Source organism: Phenylobacterium sp. J426 (genome assembly GCF_024699945.1).
In the GTDB taxonomy this organism is placed as follows: Bacteria; Pseudomonadota; Alphaproteobacteria; order Caulobacterales; family Caulobacteraceae; genus Phenylobacterium.
In genome coordinates this window covers 1,350,543-1,366,870 of sequence record NZ_JAJOMY010000001.1, presented here as the reverse complement: position 1 = coordinate 1,366,870, position 16,328 = coordinate 1,350,543, and the positions used below count along the sequence as shown (strand labels likewise).

The window sequence follows — 16,328 nt, the reverse complement described above, 5'->3', positions numbered from 1 at the left end:
TGTGGCGGTTTGACCGACCGTTAAGCGCTCCGGGACTAGGCTGCCTGTGATGCGCAGACCCTTGAGACCCCTTTCCGAGCGCCGGCCCAGCCGCGCCCAGATCAGCGCCGAGCAGCTCGCGTCGCTGAGCCACGAGTTCCGCACGCCCCTGAACGGCGTGCTGGGCATGGCGCGCCTGCTGGAAGGCACGAAGCTGACCGCCGAACAGCAGGCTTATGTGGCGGCGCTCCGCGAGAGCGGCCAGCACCTGCTGACCCTCGTCAACGATGTGCTCGACTTCGCCAAGCTGGGCGCCGGACGCGTCGAGCTGCATCCCGAGACGATGGACGTCGAGAGCCTGCTGCGCAGCGTGTGCGAGCTGCTGTCGCCACGGGCTCGGGAAAAGGGCCTGGAGATCGGCTGGGCGGCGCCGGCCGGCGTCGGCTGCGTGCGGGCCGACGAAGGGCGGCTGCGCCAGATCCTGCTGAACTTCGCCGGCAACGCCGTGAAGTTCACCGAAACCGGCGGCGTGCTGCTGGCGGTCACCGCGCCCGAGCCGGGCCGGCTGAGGTTCACCGTCGAGGACACCGGCCCCGGCGTCTCGGCCTCGGCCCGCGACCGCATCTTCGAGGCCTTCGCCCAGGCGGAAGCCAGCCATGCCGATCTCGGCGGCGCCGGCCTCGGCCTCGCCATCGCCCGGCGTCTCGCCCGGGCCATGGGCGGCGAGGTGGGCGTGGAGAGCGCGCGCGGCGCGATCGGCGGCGGGGGCGCCTGCTTCTGGTTCGAGGCGGCGTTCGCCGCGGCGGCGGCCGAGAAGCCGGCGCCGCCCCTCAAGGGCCGCACCGTCGTCATCGTCTCGGGCAACGCCATCGTGCGCGAAGCCGCCCGCCGGCAGGTGCGCGCCAGCGGCGGCCATGCGGTCTCCGGGCCCGACGTGGACGACGTGCTCGAGAAGGCGGGCCACGAGGACGTCATGCTGATCGACGCCGCCCTCGTCGGGGACGGCCAGCTCACGCCGCCCGAGGGCCGAACGGCCATCGTCCTTCTCGCGCCCGACGAACGCGACCGCATCCCCGAGCTGCGCAAGGCCGGCTTCGCGGGCTATCTGATCAAGCCGTTGCGGCGAGCCTCCCTGTCCGAGCGCGTTCTGGTCGCCGCCGGCGCCGCAAGCGCGCCCGAAGACGCCCGGGACGACGACCGGATCGCCGCCGCGGCCGCGCCAGGCGCCCGCGTGCTGCTGGTGGAGGACAACCCCATCAACGCGTTGCTCGCCCGCGCCCTGCTGACCCGCGAGGGCTGCACCGTGGAGCACGCCGTCGGCGGCGAGGAGGCGCTGGCCGCCGCCCGCGCGCAGGTGTTCGACCTGGTGCTGATGGACATGCGCATGCCCGGGCTTTCGGGCGAGGAGACCGCGCGGCGCATGCGGGCCGACGGCGTCGCCGCGCCCATCGTCGCCCTGACGGCCAACGCCTTCGACGACGATCGCCGCGCCTGCCTGGCCGCGGGGATGGACGACTTCCTCGTCAAGCCGCTGTCGCCGGACGCACTGCGCGCGATCCTCCTCCGCTGGACCGGACCGGGCTGCGGCCATGAGGCCCGCTGGACGAACCCGGCGGCGCGCGCCAAGGTCGGCTGACGGCGGGCGCCCTGGTGGGCGCCCCCGCGGGGCGCCGGGGGCACCGAACGCCGGAGAATTCATGACCGCCGAAGCCGCGGAACCCAAGCGAGGCGCGAGGCAGGCGCTTGCCGTGTTCTTCGAACGCCGCGCCGTGGTGATGCTGGCCCTGGGCTTCGCCTCGGGCCTGCCGAACCTGCTGATCTTTGACACGCTGTCGCTCTGGCTGCGGGACTCCGGCCTGTCGCTGAAGGTCATCTCGATCTTCGCGCTCGCCACCCTGTCCTATTCGCTGAAGTTCCTCTGGGCGCCCCTGATCGACCGCACGACCGTGCCCGGCCTGACGCGGATCCTCGGCCATCGGCGCAGCTGGATGCTGGTGCTGCAGGTGCTGGTGATGGCCGGCCTGTGGCTCATCTCCGGCGTCGATCCCGCCAGGAACCTGGGCCTGATGGCCGCCTTCGCCGCCTTCGTCGCCTTCGTCTCGGCGTCCCAGGACATCGTCATCGACGCCTGGCGCATCGAGGCGGCCGAGACCGAGAAGCAGGGCGCCATGGCCGCCGCCTACCAGTGGGGCTACCGGGTCGCCATGGTGGTGTCGGGCGCGATCCCGCTGCTGCTCGCCGAAGCCTACAACTGGAACTTCTCCTACGCCGTCATGGCCGCGCTGATGCTGGCCGGGGTGGCGGGCGTCCTGGGGGCGCCGCGGGAGAAGGCCCACACGATCCGCTCGATCCATGCCGAGGGCGTGCCCAAACGGCCCCTGCTCGAGGCGCCCGAATGGCTGGCGCGGCTGGCGATCTTCGTGCTGGGCGCGCTGCTGCTGGGCTCGGGGCTGGCGGCCGACGCCTCGATGCTGGCGGCCCTGTTCAGCGCCCAGGGCGCGAAGGACGCGGCGGACATGATCCGCAACGCCTGGGAGATGAAGCCGCAGGGCGTGTACGTCCAGCTCGCCTCGGTGGCGGCGGGGCTGGCGGTGATCGTCCTGGCCATCTGCCCGATCCCGGGCGTGCGCACCCGGCCGGGCGTCTATCTGTTCGCCGCCCTCGGCGAGCCCCTGGTGGAATTCCTGCGCCGGTATCGGGGCGTCGCGGGGCTGATCCTGGCGCTGATCTGCGTCTACCGGCTCTCGGACTTCGTGCTCAACATCATGAACCCGTTCTACGCAGACCTCGGGTTCTCGAAGACCGAGATCGCCGAGGCGCGGAAGGTGTTCGGCGTGGTCATGACCGTGATCGGCGTGGGGCTCGGCGGCTATCTCGTCGCCCGCCTGGGAATGATGCGCGCCCTGGTGATCGGCGCGTTCGCGGGCCCGCTCAGCAACCTGGCGTTCGCCTGGCTGGCGCTGCAGGGACCCGAGCTCTGGGCCCTGTTCGTCGCCATCGGCATCGACAACGTCGCCGGCGGCATCTCGGGCACCTGCCTGATCGCCTACATGTCGAGCCTGACCTCGGCGGGGTTCACGGCCACCCAGTACGCCCTGTTCTCGTCGCTCTACGCCTTGCCGGGCAAGCTGATCGCCTCGCAGTCGGGACGCATCGTCGAGGGCTCGGCGGCGGCGGCGGACGCCGGCGGCGCGCTGGGCGGCCTGAAGGCGCTGTTTCTGCGGCTGCCCCCCGAGGCCTACGCCACCGCCATGGAGAAGTCGCAGGTGACGCCAGGCGCCCTGGGCGCGGGGTATGTGATGTTCTTCCTGTATTCCGCGGTGATCGGCGTGGCGGCGGTGGTCCTGGCCTTCATCGTCGCCGCTCGGCAGGCGGACCTGAAGCCGGAAAAGTCCTAGTCCGTCAGGCACACCACCTGGGCGACGCGCAGGCTGCGCCGCAGGTCGTCGGCTTCGTAGAAGTAGTTCTGCGGCGTCAGCGCCGCGCCTTCGCCGGCGCCTGAGAACCTGCGCCCGCTGGCGGCCAGCGTGGCCTGCACCACCTCGGGCGCGGTGGTGTAGATGCGGCCACGGCGCGGGCTCTCGGCGATCGTCACGCCGATGACCCGTCCCTGGGCGTCGAGGGCCGGCGCGCCGGAAAGGCCGCCGAGCGAACCCTCCAGGCCCTTCGTGCGGCCGGTCTCGGCCCAGACCAGCACCGACTCGGAGCGGGCGCCGCGGCCGCGGACCAGCAGGGTTTCGCGGCCGAGCAGGCGCGAGGTCGCCTCGCCCGGTGCGCCTTGCGGAAAGCCCGGATGATAGGCCCGCTGGCCCCGGCGCAGCGTCTCGTCCAGCGCGAGCGGCAAGGGCTCGGCGCCGCCTTCGGTGAAGAGCAGGGCCGCCTCGCCGCGCGGGTCGATCTGGACCGTGGCCGCCACGCCGACCCCTTCGCCCACCACCAGCGCGGCGCGGGGGCAGCCCTCGACGACGTGCCGGGCGGTCAGCCAGGCGCCTGAGCGGGCGATGGCGAAGGCGGTGCCGGTGGCGGGGCCGGACTGGTTCGGCACGTCGACGACCACCGACGGGTCGAAGGGCGAGGCCGGGCCGACGGTGTCGCCCAGAGGCTCGCCGACCTGCGGCGGCGGCGGCGGCGCGTCGGCGCGCTCGCCGCGCCCCAGCGCCGCGAACAGCAGCGCGAGCACGACGGCCGCGTAGACCACCCAGTCCGGCAGCCGCGGGAAGTGCATCGGATCAGCCGGTGACCGCGGCGGCGACGATCACGGCGGTCGAGAGCTTCGCGCCGACCAGCAGGGCCGCGGCCGACATCTCGCCGTCCTGGATGCGCTTGGGCAGGCCGTGCAGCATCACGTCGACCAGCCGGAAGACCAGCAGCTGGACGACGACGGTGGCCGCGCCCCAGAGGCCGATCTCGATCAGGTTGGTGGAGGCCTGCAGCGAGACCGCGAGCGGGATCGACAGTCCCAGCATCACCCCGCCCAGCGACACGGCCGCGGCGGCGTTGCCCTCGCGGATCAGGGCGATCTCCTTGTGCGGCGTGAGCAGGATGTAGAGCGCCGCCGCGCCCAGCAGGATCAGGATCGTGACCGCGATGTGCAGCAGGGTGATCGGGAAGCCGGTGGCGAAGGCCTGGATCTCAGGCGACGGCGTGGGCATCAGGCGAACTCCCCCGGAACAGAGGCCCCACCGTTAGCACGCCCGCACGGTGAAGGTCAGGCGCCCTCGATCAGTCCGCCGAGGGGGCTTCCGGCGCCTGTTCCAGCTTGCGGCGCGCGCTGGCCCGCAGCTTCTCGCTCTCGGACTTGAGCTGGCCGCAGGCGGCGAGGATGTCGCGGCCCCGCGGCGTGCGGATCGGAGACGCGTAGCCGGCGCGGTTCAGAACGGCGGCGAACCGCTCGATCGTGGCCCAGTCCGAACACTGGTACTCGCTGCCGGGCCAGGGATTGAACGGGATGAGATTGATCTTGGCCGGGATGCCGCGCAGCAGCTGGACCAGCGCCTTGGCCTCGGCCGGGCTGTCGTTGACGCCCTTCAGCATCACGTACTCGAACGTCACGCGCTTGGAGTTCGACAGGCCGGGGTAGGCGCGGATGGCCGCCATCAGCTCGGCGATCGGGTACTTCTTGTTCAGAGGCACCAGCTTCTCGCGCAGCGCGTCGTTCGTCGCGTGCAGCGAGATGGCCAGCATGGCCTGGGTGCGTTCGCCCAGCTCCGGCAGCTGCGGCACGACGCCGGAGGTCGAGACGGTGATCCGCCGCCGCGAGATGGCGATCCCCTCGTTGTCGGCGATGATGTCGATGGCGGCGGCGACGTTGTCCAGATTGTAGAGCGGCTCGCCCATGCCCATGAACACGATGTTCGACAGGCGGCGGTCCTCCTTGGGCGAGGGCCATTCGCCGAGGTCGTCGCGGGCCACCTGAACCTGGGCCACGATCTCGGCCGTGGTGAGGTTGCGGACCAGCGCCTGCGTGCCGGTGTGGCAGAAGGTGCAGTTGAGCGTGCAGCCCACCTGCGAGCTGACGCACAGGGGCGCCGGCGCGGCCGACGTCCGGGATGTAGACCGTCTCGACCTCGATGCCCGGGGCCATGCGGATCAGCCACTTGCGGGTGCCGTCCTTCGACACCTGGCGCTCGACCACCTCCGGACGGGCGATCGTGCAGACCTCCTTGAGGACGGCGCGGGTCTCCTTGGCGACGTCGGTCATCTTGTCGAAGTCGACGACGCCGTAGTGGTGCATCCAGCGCCAGAGCTGGGAGGCGCGCATGCGGGCCTTCTCGGGGCGGGCCACGCCGAGCTCGACCAGGCAGGCGGCCAGCTCCGCCCGGGTCATGCCGGACAGGTTGGGCTTTCGGGGCGCAAGCGGTTGCGCCGCCGCACGGCTGAGATCGAGGGTCACGCCCAAGAGGAAGTCCTTCGCTGGAGGGTCGGGAATATAGGTGACAGACGGCCCGTCACCAAATCGCTGACGCCAGGCCGATTGAGGCAGGTCAAGGCGCCCTCGCCGACGGCCGTCAGATTGGCGCCCCAGGAGGCCCGCATGGTCACGCGACGCAACTTCGCCCACGGGCTCGCCGGCCTCGGTCTCGCCGGCGCGCCGCTCGCCGCCTGCGCCCCCGGCCCCCGCTACGAGGACGCGGTGAGGCGGACCTGGCGCCTGATCGAGGGCGAAGGCCCCGGCCTGCCGGTCCGGGCGCTGGCGCACGCCGCGACCCTCGCCGCCAACAGCCACAACACCCAGCCGTGGCGGTTCGAAGCCGGGGCGGACACGATCCGCATCCGTCCCGACCTGACGCGCAGGACGCCGGTGGTGGATCCCGACGACCATCACCTGTTCGCCAGCCTCGGCTGCGCCGCCGAGACCCTGCTGCAGGCCGCCCCGCATTACGGGTGGGCCGGGGTCCTGGCCGGTATGGAGCCGGACGGCGCGCTGCGCCTGGCGTTCGCGCGGGCCCCCGCCGCGCAGGCTCCGCTGGCCGCCGCGATCCCGCGGCGCGCCTCGACCCGAGGCGAATACGACGGCCAGCCCCTGGCGCCGGCCCTGCTCGCCGCCCTGGAGGGCGCCGAACGGGGCGCCGCCGGCGGGGCGGCCGAGCTCCTGATGATGACGGACCGCCGCCGGCTGGAGCAGGCGACCGAGTTCATCGTCCAGGCCAACGCTCGCCAGGTGCGGGACGCGGCGTTCCGGCTGGAGCTCAAGCAGTGGATCCGCTTCGACGGCGCCGAGGCCGCGCGGCGCGGCGACGGCCTCTACGCCGCCGCCTCGGGCAACCCCACCCTGCCGCGCGCGCTCGGCGAGGTCGCCTTCGAACTGGCGTTCACGGAGAAGGGCGAGACCGACAAGATCGTCCGCCAGATGCGCAGCTCCGCGGGTCTTGCAGTGTTCTCGGCCGCGCGAAACGACCCGGTCGGCTGGGTCGAGGCGGGGCGGGCCTACACCCGATTCGCGCTGGCGGCGACCGCGGCGGGCCTGAAGACCGCCTTCCTGAACCAGCCCGTCGAAGATGCGCCGACCCGCGCAGCGTTCGGAGACTGGCTCGGCCTGGGAGGGCGGCGACCCGACCTGGTGGTGCGCTTCGGGCGGGGGCCCGGCCTGCCGCGCGCCCTGCGGCGGCCGATCAATGAGGTGCTCGTCGCGTAACGGCTTCAAACATCCGTTCGACACCGCTAGGGTCGCCGCCTGCACCATTTGGGAGAGGCGCTCATGAAGGCCCTGCTGAGCAAGCAAGTCGGCGGTCCGGACACCCTGGTCCTCGAGGACGTGGCGAGTCCGGAGGCCAAGCCCGGCCAGGCGGTCGTCGAGGTGAAGGCGATCGGCGTCAACTTCCCCGACGTGCTGATCATCGAGGACAAGTACCAGTTCAAGCCCGAGCGCCCGTTCTCGCCGGGCGGCGAGGTCGCGGGCGTCGTGAAGAGCGTCGGCGAGGGCGTCACCCACGTGAAGCCGGGCGACCGGGTGCTGGGCAATACCGGCTGGGGCGGCATGGCCGAGGAGCTGGCGCTGGAGGCGGCGCGGCTGGTGAAGATCCCGGACGGCATGCCCTTCGACGAGGCGGCGGCCTTCATCATGACCTATGGCACCAGCTGGCATGCGCTGAAGGACCGCGCGCAGCTGAAGGCCGGCCAGACCATGCTGGTGCTGGGCGCCGCCGGCGGGGTGGGCCTGGCGGCTGTCGAGCTGGGCAAGGCGGTGGGCGCGCGGGTGATCGCGGCGGCCTCGAGCCAGGAAAAGGTCGACCTCTGCATCTCCAAGGGCGCGGACGCCGGCGTGGTCTATCCGCGGGGTCCGTTCGACAAGGAGAGCCAGAAGGCGTTGGGGGCCCTGTTCAAGGAGGCCACGGGCCCGAACGGCGCCGACGTGATCTACGACGCCATCGGGGACGCCTATGCGGAGCCCGCACTGCGCTCCATCGCCTGGGAAGGCAAGTACCTGGTGGTGGGCTTCGCGGCCGGCGAGATCCCGAAGATCCCGCTGAACCTCGCGCTGCTGAAGGGCTGCGACATCGTGGGCGTCTTCTGGGGCGCCTGGGTCGGCAAGAACCCCGAGCGGCACCGCGCCAGCGTCGCCGAGCTGATGGAGATGTACGAGCAGGGCAAGATCAAGCCGTACGTGTCCGAGCGCTTCCCGCTCGAGCGCGCCGCCGACGCCATCAAGCACCTGGCCAGCCGCAAGGCGATGGGCAAGGTCGTGGTGACGGTCGACTAGTTGCGGCGGCGCGGCCGCCCTTCTACTGATCAATGATAACCAGCAAATCAGGGAGGGCGGCATGGCCGGTCGTCTGGACGGCAAGGTCGCGCTGATCACCGGGGGCGTCTCGGGGATCGGGCTTGGAACGGTGGAACTGTTCGTCGCCGAGGGCGCGAAGGTGGTGGCCGCCGACATCCAGGACGAGAAGGGCGCGATGCTGGAGCAGCGGTTCGGCGGCGCCGTCCGCTACGCCCGCTGCGACGTCACGCAGGAGGCCGACATCGCCGCGGCGACAGGCCTGGCCAAGTCGGCGTTCGGCGGCCTGGACGTGCTGTTCAACAACGCCGGCATCTCGGACATGATGCGGACGGTGGCCGAGTTCGAGCCCGAACGCTGGAACTGGGTGTTCGACATCCTGGTCCGCGGCCCCGCCCTCGGCCTCAAGCACGCCACGCCGCTGATGCTGGAGCGCGGCGGCGGCTCGATCATCAACACCGCCTCGATCGCGGGGCTGCAGGCCGGCTGGGGCCCGATCGCCTATTCATCGGCGAAGGCGGCCGTCATCCACATGAGCCGCTGCGCCGCGGCCCAGCTGTCGCCGCAGAAGATCCGGGTGAACGCCATCTGCCCGGGCCTGATCGCCACCTCGATCTTCGGCGCCTCCCTGGGCCTGCCGCGCGAGGTCGCCGACCAGATGGCCGCCCGCGTGGCCGAGAACGCGCCGAAGGCGCAGCCCATCCCCAAGGCCGGCCTGCCCGAGGACATCGCCAAGGCGGCGCTCTATCTGGCTTCAGACGACAGCGCCTTCGTCACCGGCCAGCACCTGGTGGTGGACGGCGGCATCACGGTGGGCTCGCGGCATTCCTGGGATCAGACGGCGGCCTCGCCGCTGATGGAGCTGTTCGGCGAATTCCAGCCGGCCCAGAGCTAGGCCTCCGTGACCGATGAAGCCGGAATCGTCGAGGGGCATGAGCAGCGGCGCCTGACGCCGAACCTGCAGGGCGCGCTGTGGATGCTGGGCTCGGCGCTGGGCTTCACGGCGATGACGACCCTGATCAAGTTCCTGGGATCCGACTATCCGGCGGCGCTGCAGACCTTCTACCGCCAGGCGGCCGGCTTCGCGGTGCTGCTGCCGATCATCCTGAGGCAGGGCCGGGCGGCCTTTCACACGACGCGGCCGGGCATCCTGTTCTTCCGCTCCTCGGCCGGCACGATCGCGCTGATCCTGTCGTTCTACGCCTTCCAGAAGATGCCGCTGGCGGATGCGAACGCGCTGTCCTTCACGCGGACCCTGTGGCTGGTGCCGCTGGCCGCCCTGGTGGTGCGCGAGCACGTGGGGCCGCTGCGCATCGGCGCCGCGGTGGTGGGCTTCCTCGGCGTGCTGCTGATGATCCGGCCGGGCGCCGACGGGGGCTTCGCCGTGGGCCTGCCGGCGCTGGCCATGCTGACGGCCTCGTTCCTGTTCGCCCTGACCATCACCGGCATGAAGGTGATGACGCGGGATCATTCGCCGACCGTGCTGCTGGTCTGGGCGATGACGCTGGGCCTTGTCTTCTCCATCCCCGGCGCGGTGCTCACCTGGCGCTGGCCAGAGCCGATGGACCTGGCCCTGCTGTGCGCCATGGGGGGTGATGGGGACGGTGACCCAGGCCTGCTACATCAAGGGCATGCAGGTGGGCGACGCCGCGGCCATGGCGCCGATCGACTACACCCGGCTGGTGTTCGCCGCCGGCGCCGGCTTCGTCCTTTTCCACGAAGTCCCGACCGTCTGGACCCTGGCCGGCGCAGGGGTGGTGGTGGCCTCGACGCTGTTCATCACCTGGCGCGAGCAGCGGCTGGCGAGGCTCAGCCGTCCGACCTGAGGTCGTCGATGGCTCGCTGGGCGGCGGCCTTGTGGCTGGGCTTCAGGTTCTTGCCGATGACGCTCATCAGCGCCGCGAACACGGCGGCGTCGTCAGTGTAGCCGAGGCCGGCGATGAAGTCGGGCACGGCGTCGGTGGGCAGGACGAAGTAGGCCAGGGCGGCGAGCATCATCCCCTTGGCGGCGATGGGCGTGTCGTCGTCCCTGGCGCAGTACCAGACCGACAGCGCCTCCTTGGCGAAGGGAATGCGCGCGGCGACCTTGCGGATCTTGGGCCAGAAGCCCTTGGCGACACGCTCCTCGTTGATCTTCATGACCGAGGGCACCAGCGCGCGGTCCGGCGCTATGGGTTCGGACGGATCGAACTCGGCATTGACGTTGGGTGACGCTTTTTCACTGGCGCTCATCGGGCTAAAGCCTTCGCCGACTTGACCTTATCATAGGGGAGCGGAGCGCTCATGGAACTCAATTCATCCGTCGCTGCGGTCGTCACGGGCGGCGCCTCGGGCCTCGGCGAAGCGACCGTACGGGCGCTGGCCGCCAAGGGCGTGAAGGTCGCCATCTTCGACATGAACGAACAGAAGGGCGAAGCGGTCGCCAAGGAGGTCGGCGGCGTCTTCTGCAAGTGCAACGTCACCTCGGAAGAGGACGTGGACGCGGCCTTCGCCAAGGCCCGCGCCGCCCACGGCCAGGAGCGCATCCTGGTGAACTGCGCCGGGACCGGCAACGCGGCCAAGACCGCCAGCCGTGACAAGCAGACGGGCGAGACCAAGCACTTCCCGCTCGAGGCGTTCAACCTGATCATCCAGATCAATCTGGTCGGCACCTTCCGCTGCATCGCCAAGTCGGCAAAGGGCATGCTGGACCTGGAGCCGGTGGACGGCGAGCGCGGCGCGATCGTCAACACCGCCTCGGTGGCGGCGGTGGACGGCCAGATGGGCCAGGCGGCCTATTCGGCGTCGAAGGGCGGCGTCGTCGGCATGACCCTGCCGATCGCCCGCGACCTGGCCGGCGACGGGATCCGCGTGAACACCATCCTGCCGGGCATCTTCAACACCCCGCTGATGCAGGGCGCGCCGCCGCAGGTGAAGGAGGCGCTGGCCGCCTCGGTGCCGTTCCCGAAGCGCCTCGGCAACGCCGAGGAATACGCCTCGCTGGCGCTGGAGATGATCCAGAACGGCTACTTCAACGGCGAGCACGTGCGCCTGGACGGCGCGATCCGGATGGCGCCGCGCTAAGCGGCTTCAAAGGTTATCCAGCGAAGAGGCCTCCGGCGCATCGCCGGAGGCCTTTTTCTTTCGAGCCGCCCGCCGGCGCGCGTTCAGCCCGTCTTCTGGGAGCGGCAGATCCAGGCGCCATCGGGCTGGATGCGGCCGGCGCCCAGCGGGCAGACGGTCGGTCGCCGGTACTGGCCGGTGGGCTTCCTGCCGACCACCTGCTGGCACTCGGCGCGGGACTTGTCGACGTACTCCAGCGTGCCGCCGCCCTTGTCCGCGGGAACGGCGTAACCGGCCGCCTGGTGCTTCTCGTCGGCGAGCCCGTTGGCGTTACAGAAGGCGGGTACGTCGACGTTCTGGACGGCCGGCGGCGAGGCCGGCGTCTGGGCCTGAGCCTGGGCTGCGGCGGTGGATCCAAGGCAGACAGCCGCGAGCGCGGCCACGGTCGCTAGGCGCATGAAGAACCTCCCGATGCGCCGTCTTCGCGGCTTGGCGGACGCGGCGCTTGGGACGAACGCTAGCACCACCGCAAGCGGTGGCAAGACGGCCTAGTTGAAGATCCAGTCGGCGGCGCCGATCTGCCCCGGCGCGATGCCCTGCAGGTGGATGACGTAGTTGCCCCAGGCGCCGCCGGGTCCGTCGCCGTCGACCAGCACCTTGGTCCCGCCCGCGCCGTCGGAGAGCAGCAGGACCCGACCGGCCGCGAGAGCGTCCCCGCCGAGGCCGAGGCCGGAGAGGTCCAAGCGGTCCTCACCCGGCGCGAAGTCGCGCACCTCGGCCGGCGACCAGGGCTCGGCCGTCCAGACGAACCTGTCCGCCCCGGCGCCGCCCGAGAGTTGATCGGAACCGCGGCTGGCCACCAGGGTGTCTGCGCCGGCCCCGCCTTCCAGCACGTCACCGGGCCCCCGCGATTCCAGGCGCACGCCGTCGGCGGCCGGCGCGGGCGGCGGGGCGGTCGGCGGCGGCGCGCCTCCGCCCTGCAGTGACGCCCAAGTGAGCCCCTGGGCCTTTTCGAGCTGGACCACATAGCTGGCCCAGGCCCCGCCGGGTCCGTCGGCGTCGACGAGAACCTTGGTCCCGCCCTGGCCGTCGTCGAACAGAAGGACGTACCCGTCGGCGACAGGATCCGAGCCCGTGTAGCCGGCCGCGTCCAGCAGGGCCGAGAGGTCGAGCCGGTCCTCGCCGACGACGAAGTCGGTGACGCGCGCCGGCGACCAGGGCTGGACGGTCCAGGCGAAGACGTCCGGCCCCGCGCCGCCGGTCAGCACGTCGGGGCCCTGGCTGGCGTGGAGGGTGTCGGCGCCCGAGCCGCCGATCAGCGCGTCGCCCGGGCCGCTGGAGTGGATCACCCGCCCGCCGTCGCCCGAGCCGGCGCCGCCGCCCTCGCGCCAGGTCTGGAACAGGCGGAAGTAGTCCTCGCCCGACATCCGGTAGCCCTCGGCGGAGAAGTGCAGCCCGTCGCCGAGCAGCGGATAGGCGCGGGCGTCGACGCTGTCCGCGGCGCCGTCGGCCTGGTCCAGTTCGGACTGGGCGTAGCGGACCTGGGCCGTTCGGCGCGCTGGAGTTGATGCGGTAGAAGCCGATGCGGCCGTCCGGATCCTGCATCCACTCGGCGCGGATCGCCTGGAACAGGGCCGACAGGTTGCCGCCGTACGCCGCGGCGGTGGCCTGGTTTTCGGCGTCCGTCTCACCCTGGCCCCAGAACACCGCCTCCGGGCGCTGCCCCTGCGCGGCGTTGGCGGCGCGGAGGATCATCTGGGTCGTGCCGTCGAAGATCTCGTCCCGGCTCGCCGGCGACCAGTCGTACTTCCACTGGCCGTGGTCCTGGGCGAGTTGCGAGCCGCCCCACGCCGACTTCACGATCCGCAGCACCTCGTCCGGGTGCTCGGCGCGGAACTGCATGGCGAAGGCCACCTCGGGACCCCAGGCCTCGGCCATCTGGCCGAAGCCGGTGTTCACGCCGGGGTTCATCGGCTCCCAGGTCCGGGCGGCGTCGTTCCAGATCAGGGTCAGCGGATCCGGACGCCACGCCGCGGGAAGCGTGGACGCAGTCATGAACGCGCCGCCGGTGTTCGACTGGCCGGCGAAGACGACAAAGGCCAAGGTTGTCAGCTCCCCAAGTGCTCCGAGGGTGTCGGACGCGAGACTCGGGAGGAGGCTTCAAAGTTCCGCTTGGATCGACGTTATCTGCGCCGTCGCACGCCGCCGAGAACACCCCGCATGATCTCGCGGCCGATCTGGTTGCCGATGGTGCGCAGCATCGAGGTGGCGAAGGCCTTGCCCATGGTCTCGATCTCCGAGGGCTTTTCCTTCGCCGGCGGCCTGGCTTTCTCCGGCTTCGGCTCGGGCGGCGCCGCAGCAGTCTCGGCCGTCTTGCGCTGGAGCATCTCGTAGGCGCTGTCGCGGTCGCGCGCCTCGTCGTAGAGGCCGCGCACCGGGCTCTGCGCCATCACCAGAGCACGCTCCTGCGGGGTGAGCGGGCCCAGCCGGGACGCGGGCGGGCGGACCAGGGTCTTCTGCACCACCGTCGGCGCGCCCTTCTCGTCCAGCACCGACACGAGAGCCTCGCCGACGCCCAGCGCCTGGATCGTCTGGGCCGTGTCGAACGCCGGATTGGGCCGGAAGCTGCCGGCGGCGGCCTTCAGCCCCCGCTGCTCGACGGGCGTATAGGCCCGCAGGGCATGCTGGATGCGGTTCCCGAGCTGGCCCAGCACGGCGTCGGGGATGTCGGCGGGGTTCTGGGTGACGAAATAGACGCCTACGCCTTTCGAGCGGATCAGCCGGACGACCTGCTCCACCTTCTCCAGCAGGGCCGGCGGGGCGTCGCGAAAGAGGAGGTGGGCTTCGTCGAAAAAGAAGGCCAGGCGCGGCTTCTCGGGGTCGCCCACCTCCGGCAGTTCCTCGAACAGCTCGGACAACAGCCACAGCAGGAAGGTGGCGTAGAGCCTGGGGTTCGAGATCAGGCGTTCGCCGGACAGGATATTGACGTAGCCGCGGCCCGAGCCGTCGGTGCGCATCAGGTCCGAAAGCTGCAGCGCCGGCTCCCCGAACAGGTTGGCGCCGCCCTGGTCCTCGAGCATCAGGAGCTTGCGCTGGATGGTGGCGACCGTAGCGGGCGAGATGTTGCCGTAGCGGGCCGAGAGCGCCTTGGCGTTCTCGGCGGCGTGGTTGAGCGCCGCCTGCAGGTCCTTGAGATCCAGCAGGAGCAGGCCCTGCTCGTCGGCGGCGCGGAAAACGACGGTGAGCACGCCCTCCTGCACGTCGTTCAGCTCCAGCATGCGGGCCAGCAGCAGCGGGCCCATCTCCGACACGGTGGTGCGGACGGGGTGACCCGCCTGGCCGAAAAGGTCCCAGAACACCACCGGCGCGGCCTGCGGCTGCAGGTCGAGGTGCATGGCCTGCGCGCGGGCCAGCATCTTCTCGTTCGGCTGGCCGGCGGCGGCGATGCCTGAGAGGTCGCCCTTCACGTCGGCGGCGAAGACGGGCACGCCCGCGTCCGACAGGCCCTGCGCCAGGATCTGCAGGGTGACGGTCTTGCCGGTGCCGGTGGCGCCGGCAACCAGGCCGTGCCGGTTTGCGCGATCGAGGCGCAGCGCCTCGGGATGATCCGAGAACCCGATCAGGACGCCGTCGGCCATGGGCGAACTCCAGCAGGAAACAACACGCGGGCGAGGCTAGCCCCGGGGCGCGCGCCCCGCCAGCCTTGCGTCAAGCCGAACGAACGTTGCAGAAACTTCCGCCGTTAAGGGCAAAATCACTCCCCCTTCGGCGCAAAGCCGGGTACAGCACGCCCGAATTGACGGCGGCCCCCGCGCCACGGACAGTCCGACCCCATGCCAGCACCCGCCGACACGGTTTCGCGAAACGCCCTGGTGATCCTGGCGGCCATCGCGGCCGGCGCGACGCTCTACTGGCTAGCCGACATCCTGACCCCGCTGGCGCTCGCGCTGTTCCTGGCGGTGATGATCGACGGCTTCGCGCGCGTGCTGCAGGCGCGGCTGCCCGGGGTCAGCCGGCGCGCCGCCACGCCACTGGCGGTCATCCTCTCCGTTCTGATCTTCGGCGGTGCGGCCTACTTCGTCGCCGACAACGCCACGAACTTCGCCACGCAGCTGGTGACCTATGCGCCGCGCCTGAACGGCGTGATCGCGCGCCTTGCCGATCTGATGGGCATCGACGTGCCTCCGACCGTCACCGACCTGGTCCAGCGGCTGAACCCGGCCAGCTACCTGGGGCAGGTCGCCCGTAGCCTGCAGGGCTTCCTCTCGACCGCGGTCTTCGTGCTGATCTACCTGGGCTTCATCATCGCGTCCCGGCACGGCTGGGAGCGCAAGGCCGTCAACCTGTTCCCCAACCGCGACGAGCGGCAGGAGGCGGTGGCGGCGTTCCTGCGCATCCGCAACGGCGTCGAGCAGTATCTCTGGGTCCAGACGGTCACCGGCCTGATGATCGCCGGCGCGTCCTGGGCGGCCATGGCCGCCGTCGGCCTCGACAATGCGCTGTTCTGGGCGATCCTCATCTTCATCGCCTCCTACATCCCGATCGTGGGCAGCATCGTCGGCGTGGCTCTCCCGCCGATCTTCGCGCTCGTCCAGTTCCCCACCCTGTGGCAGGCCATCGTCCTCGTGGCCGTGCTGCAGGCCATCACCATGTTCGTGGGTAACGTCGTCCAGCCGCGGATGCAGAGCCGCAGCCTCAACATCGATCCGATCGTCCTGCTGCTGGCCCTCGCCTTCTGGAGCGTGGTGTGGGGCCTGACGGGGGCGTTTCTCTCCACGCCGCTGACGGTCATGATGATGGTCATCCTGGCGCAGTTCGACGGCACGCGCTGGATCGCCGTCCTGCTGTCCGACGACGGCGATCCCGACCAGCTCCGCAACAAGCATCCGCACGAAACCCCCGACGCCGGCGCCTCGAAGGAGCGCGCTGGCCGTCGGTCCAAACGTTCTTGAGACCAGGGCCTTAAATCTTGACCTTGCGCTTCCTATCTGAGGCTGGCCGGACCGCGTTTCCGTCCGGCTGGTGCGTCCGCCCCCCAACCCCGCGGGCGCAGCGAGCACCCCGCGTTCCGTCGCCCCCCCACGGCGGA

14 protein-coding genes and 3 pseudogenes are annotated in these 16,328 nt (G+C 71.1%); 9 read left to right on the top strand and 8 right to left on the bottom strand.

The window, feature by feature from the left end:
- Window positions 1-61: 61 nt before the first annotated feature.
- Window positions 62-1,615 (top strand): response regulator, encoded by a 1,554-nt coding sequence (locus LRS10_RS07155; RefSeq protein WP_308237930.1) that lies wholly within the window; start codon window positions 62-64, stop codon window positions 1,613-1,615.
- A 61-nt stretch (window positions 1,616-1,676) separates the two neighbouring features.
- Complete coding sequence (locus LRS10_RS07150) at window positions 1,677-3,377, top strand: MFS transporter (protein WP_257836647.1); 1,701 nt, start codon at window positions 1,677-1,679, stop codon at window positions 3,375-3,377.
- On the opposite strand, the gene LRS10_RS07145 is transcribed toward LRS10_RS07150, so the two are convergent.
- The 3 genes and pseudogenes from LRS10_RS07145 to rlmN all read right to left on the bottom strand — a co-directional run bounded on the left by LRS10_RS07145 (window position 3,374) and on the right by rlmN (window position 5,878).
- Window positions 3,374-4,204, bottom strand: coding sequence for a serine protease (locus LRS10_RS07145; RefSeq protein ID WP_257836646.1), 831 nt, complete (start codon window positions 4,202-4,204; stop codon window positions 3,374-3,376). The two genes, LRS10_RS07150 and LRS10_RS07145, sit on opposite strands and share 4 nt — an antisense overlap.
- 4 nt (window positions 4,205-4,208) lie before the next feature.
- On the bottom strand, window positions 4,209-4,631 hold the full coding sequence (locus tag LRS10_RS07140; RefSeq protein ID WP_257836645.1) for a DUF350 domain-containing protein: 423 nt from the start codon (window positions 4,629-4,631) through the stop codon (window positions 4,209-4,211).
- Window positions 4,632-4,701: 70 nt separating this feature from the next.
- Window positions 4,702-5,878: pseudogene (rlmN, locus tag LRS10_RS07135) on the bottom strand (23S rRNA (adenine(2503)-C(2))-methyltransferase RlmN).
- Window positions 5,879-6,013: 135 nt separating this feature from the next.
- Between rlmN and LRS10_RS07130 the strand changes: the two are divergent.
- The 5 genes and pseudogenes from LRS10_RS07130 to LRS10_RS24385 all read left to right on the top strand — a co-directional run bounded on the left by LRS10_RS07130 (window position 6,014) and on the right by LRS10_RS24385 (window position 10,023).
- A complete protein-coding gene (locus LRS10_RS07130) occupies window positions 6,014-7,114 on the top strand; it encodes a hypothetical protein (RefSeq protein WP_257836644.1) in 1,101 nt (366 codons plus the stop codon).
- A gap of 63 nt (window positions 7,115-7,177) precedes the next feature.
- Window positions 7,178-8,179, top strand: a complete 1,002-nt coding sequence (locus LRS10_RS07125) for an NADPH:quinone oxidoreductase family protein (RefSeq protein WP_257836643.1) — start codon at window positions 7,178-7,180, stop codon at window positions 8,177-8,179.
- 61 nt (window positions 8,180-8,240) lie between these two features.
- A complete protein-coding gene (locus tag LRS10_RS07120) occupies window positions 8,241-9,092 on the top strand; it encodes an SDR family NAD(P)-dependent oxidoreductase (protein ID WP_257836642.1) in 852 nt (283 codons plus the stop codon).
- A gap of 81 nt (window positions 9,093-9,173) precedes the next feature.
- Window positions 9,174-9,494, top strand: a pseudogene (locus LRS10_RS24390) (EamA family transporter); the annotation flags it as partial.
- Window positions 9,495-9,792: 298 nt separating this feature from the next.
- Window positions 9,793-10,023 (top strand): DMT family transporter, encoded by a 231-nt coding sequence (locus tag LRS10_RS24385; protein WP_308238016.1) that lies wholly within the window; start codon window positions 9,793-9,795, stop codon window positions 10,021-10,023.
- Here LRS10_RS24385 and LRS10_RS07110 read toward each other — a convergent pair.
- Entirely contained in the window at window positions 10,007-10,429 is a 423-nt protein-coding gene (locus LRS10_RS07110; RefSeq protein WP_257836641.1) for a YkvA family protein, read from the bottom strand. The two genes, LRS10_RS24385 and LRS10_RS07110, sit on opposite strands and share 17 nt — an antisense overlap.
- A 51-nt stretch (window positions 10,430-10,480) precedes the next feature.
- Between LRS10_RS07110 and LRS10_RS07105 the strand changes: the two genes are divergently transcribed.
- Window positions 10,481-11,260, top strand: a complete 780-nt coding sequence (locus LRS10_RS07105) for an SDR family NAD(P)-dependent oxidoreductase (RefSeq protein WP_257836640.1) — start codon at window positions 10,481-10,483, stop codon at window positions 11,258-11,260.
- Window positions 11,261-11,343: 83 nt separating this feature from the next.
- On the opposite strand, the gene LRS10_RS07100 is transcribed toward LRS10_RS07105, so the two are convergent.
- From LRS10_RS07100 to LRS10_RS07090, 4 genes and pseudogenes are all read right to left on the bottom strand, one after another.
- Window positions 11,344-11,697, bottom strand: coding sequence for a hypothetical protein (locus tag LRS10_RS07100; protein ID WP_257836639.1), 354 nt, complete (start codon window positions 11,695-11,697; stop codon window positions 11,344-11,346).
- A 90-nt stretch (window positions 11,698-11,787) separates the two neighbouring features.
- Window positions 11,788-12,666 (bottom strand): type I secretion C-terminal target domain-containing protein, encoded by an 879-nt coding sequence (locus LRS10_RS07095; RefSeq protein WP_257836638.1) that lies wholly within the window; start codon window positions 12,664-12,666, stop codon window positions 11,788-11,790.
- A gap of 190 nt (window positions 12,667-12,856) precedes the next feature.
- Window positions 12,857-13,342 (bottom strand): annotated as a pseudogene (locus LRS10_RS25000) (sialate O-acetylesterase); the annotation flags it as partial.
- Window positions 13,343-13,422: 80 nt separating this feature from the next.
- Window positions 13,423-14,877 carry a DUF853 domain-containing protein gene (locus tag LRS10_RS07090; RefSeq protein WP_257836637.1) on the bottom strand — a complete coding sequence of 485 codons (1,455 nt, stop codon included), beginning with the start codon at window positions 14,875-14,877 and terminating at the stop codon, window positions 13,423-13,425.
- A 195-nt stretch (window positions 14,878-15,072) separates the two neighbouring features.
- Here LRS10_RS07090 and LRS10_RS07085 point away from each other — a divergent pair, with 195 nt between their 5' ends.
- The gene (locus LRS10_RS07085; RefSeq protein WP_257836636.1) at window positions 15,073-16,191 is read left to right on the top strand and encodes an AI-2E family transporter; all 1,119 of its coding nucleotides are present in this window, start codon (window positions 15,073-15,075) and stop codon (window positions 16,189-16,191) included.
- The last annotated feature ends 137 nt before the right edge of the window (window positions 16,192-16,328 follow it).

Bases quoted from the DNA above. Each gene is read 5' to 3' on its own strand.
- LRS10_RS07140 (WP_257836645.1), bottom strand. From the start codon at position 4,631: ATGCCCACGCCGTCGCCTGAGATCCAGGCCTTCGCCACCGGCTTCCCG.
- LRS10_RS07105 (WP_257836640.1), top strand. From the start codon at position 10,481: ATGGAACTCAATTCATCCGTCGCTGCGGTCGTCACGGGCGGCGCCTCG.
- LRS10_RS24385 (WP_308238016.1), top strand. From the start codon at position 9,793: ATGGGGACGGTGACCCAGGCCTGCTACATCAAGGGCATGCAGGTGGGC.
- LRS10_RS07125 (WP_257836643.1), top strand. From the start codon at position 7,178: ATGAAGGCCCTGCTGAGCAAGCAAGTCGGCGGTCCGGACACCCTGGTC.
- LRS10_RS07150 (WP_257836647.1), top strand. From the start codon at position 1,677: ATGACCGCCGAAGCCGCGGAACCCAAGCGAGGCGCGAGGCAGGCGCTT.
- LRS10_RS07100 (WP_257836639.1), bottom strand. From the start codon at position 11,697: ATGCGCCTAGCGACCGTGGCCGCGCTCGCGGCTGTCTGCCTTGGATCC.
- LRS10_RS07120 (WP_257836642.1), top strand. From the start codon at position 8,241: ATGGCCGGTCGTCTGGACGGCAAGGTCGCGCTGATCACCGGGGGCGTC.
- LRS10_RS07145 (WP_257836646.1), bottom strand. From the start codon at position 4,204: ATGCACTTCCCGCGGCTGCCGGACTGGGTGGTCTACGCGGCCGTCGTG.
- LRS10_RS07085 (WP_257836636.1), top strand. From the start codon at position 15,073: ATGCCAGCACCCGCCGACACGGTTTCGCGAAACGCCCTGGTGATCCTG.
- LRS10_RS07110 (WP_257836641.1), bottom strand. From the start codon at position 10,429: ATGAGCGCCAGTGAAAAAGCGTCACCCAACGTCAATGCCGAGTTCGAT.
- LRS10_RS07130 (WP_257836644.1), top strand. From the start codon at position 6,014: ATGGTCACGCGACGCAACTTCGCCCACGGGCTCGCCGGCCTCGGTCTC.
- LRS10_RS07090 (WP_257836637.1), bottom strand. From the start codon at position 14,877: ATGGCCGACGGCGTCCTGATCGGGTTCTCGGATCATCCCGAGGCGCTG.
- LRS10_RS07095 (WP_257836638.1), bottom strand. From the start codon at position 12,666: ATGTCGGGCGAGGACTACTTCCGCCTGTTCCAGACCTGGCGCGAGGGC.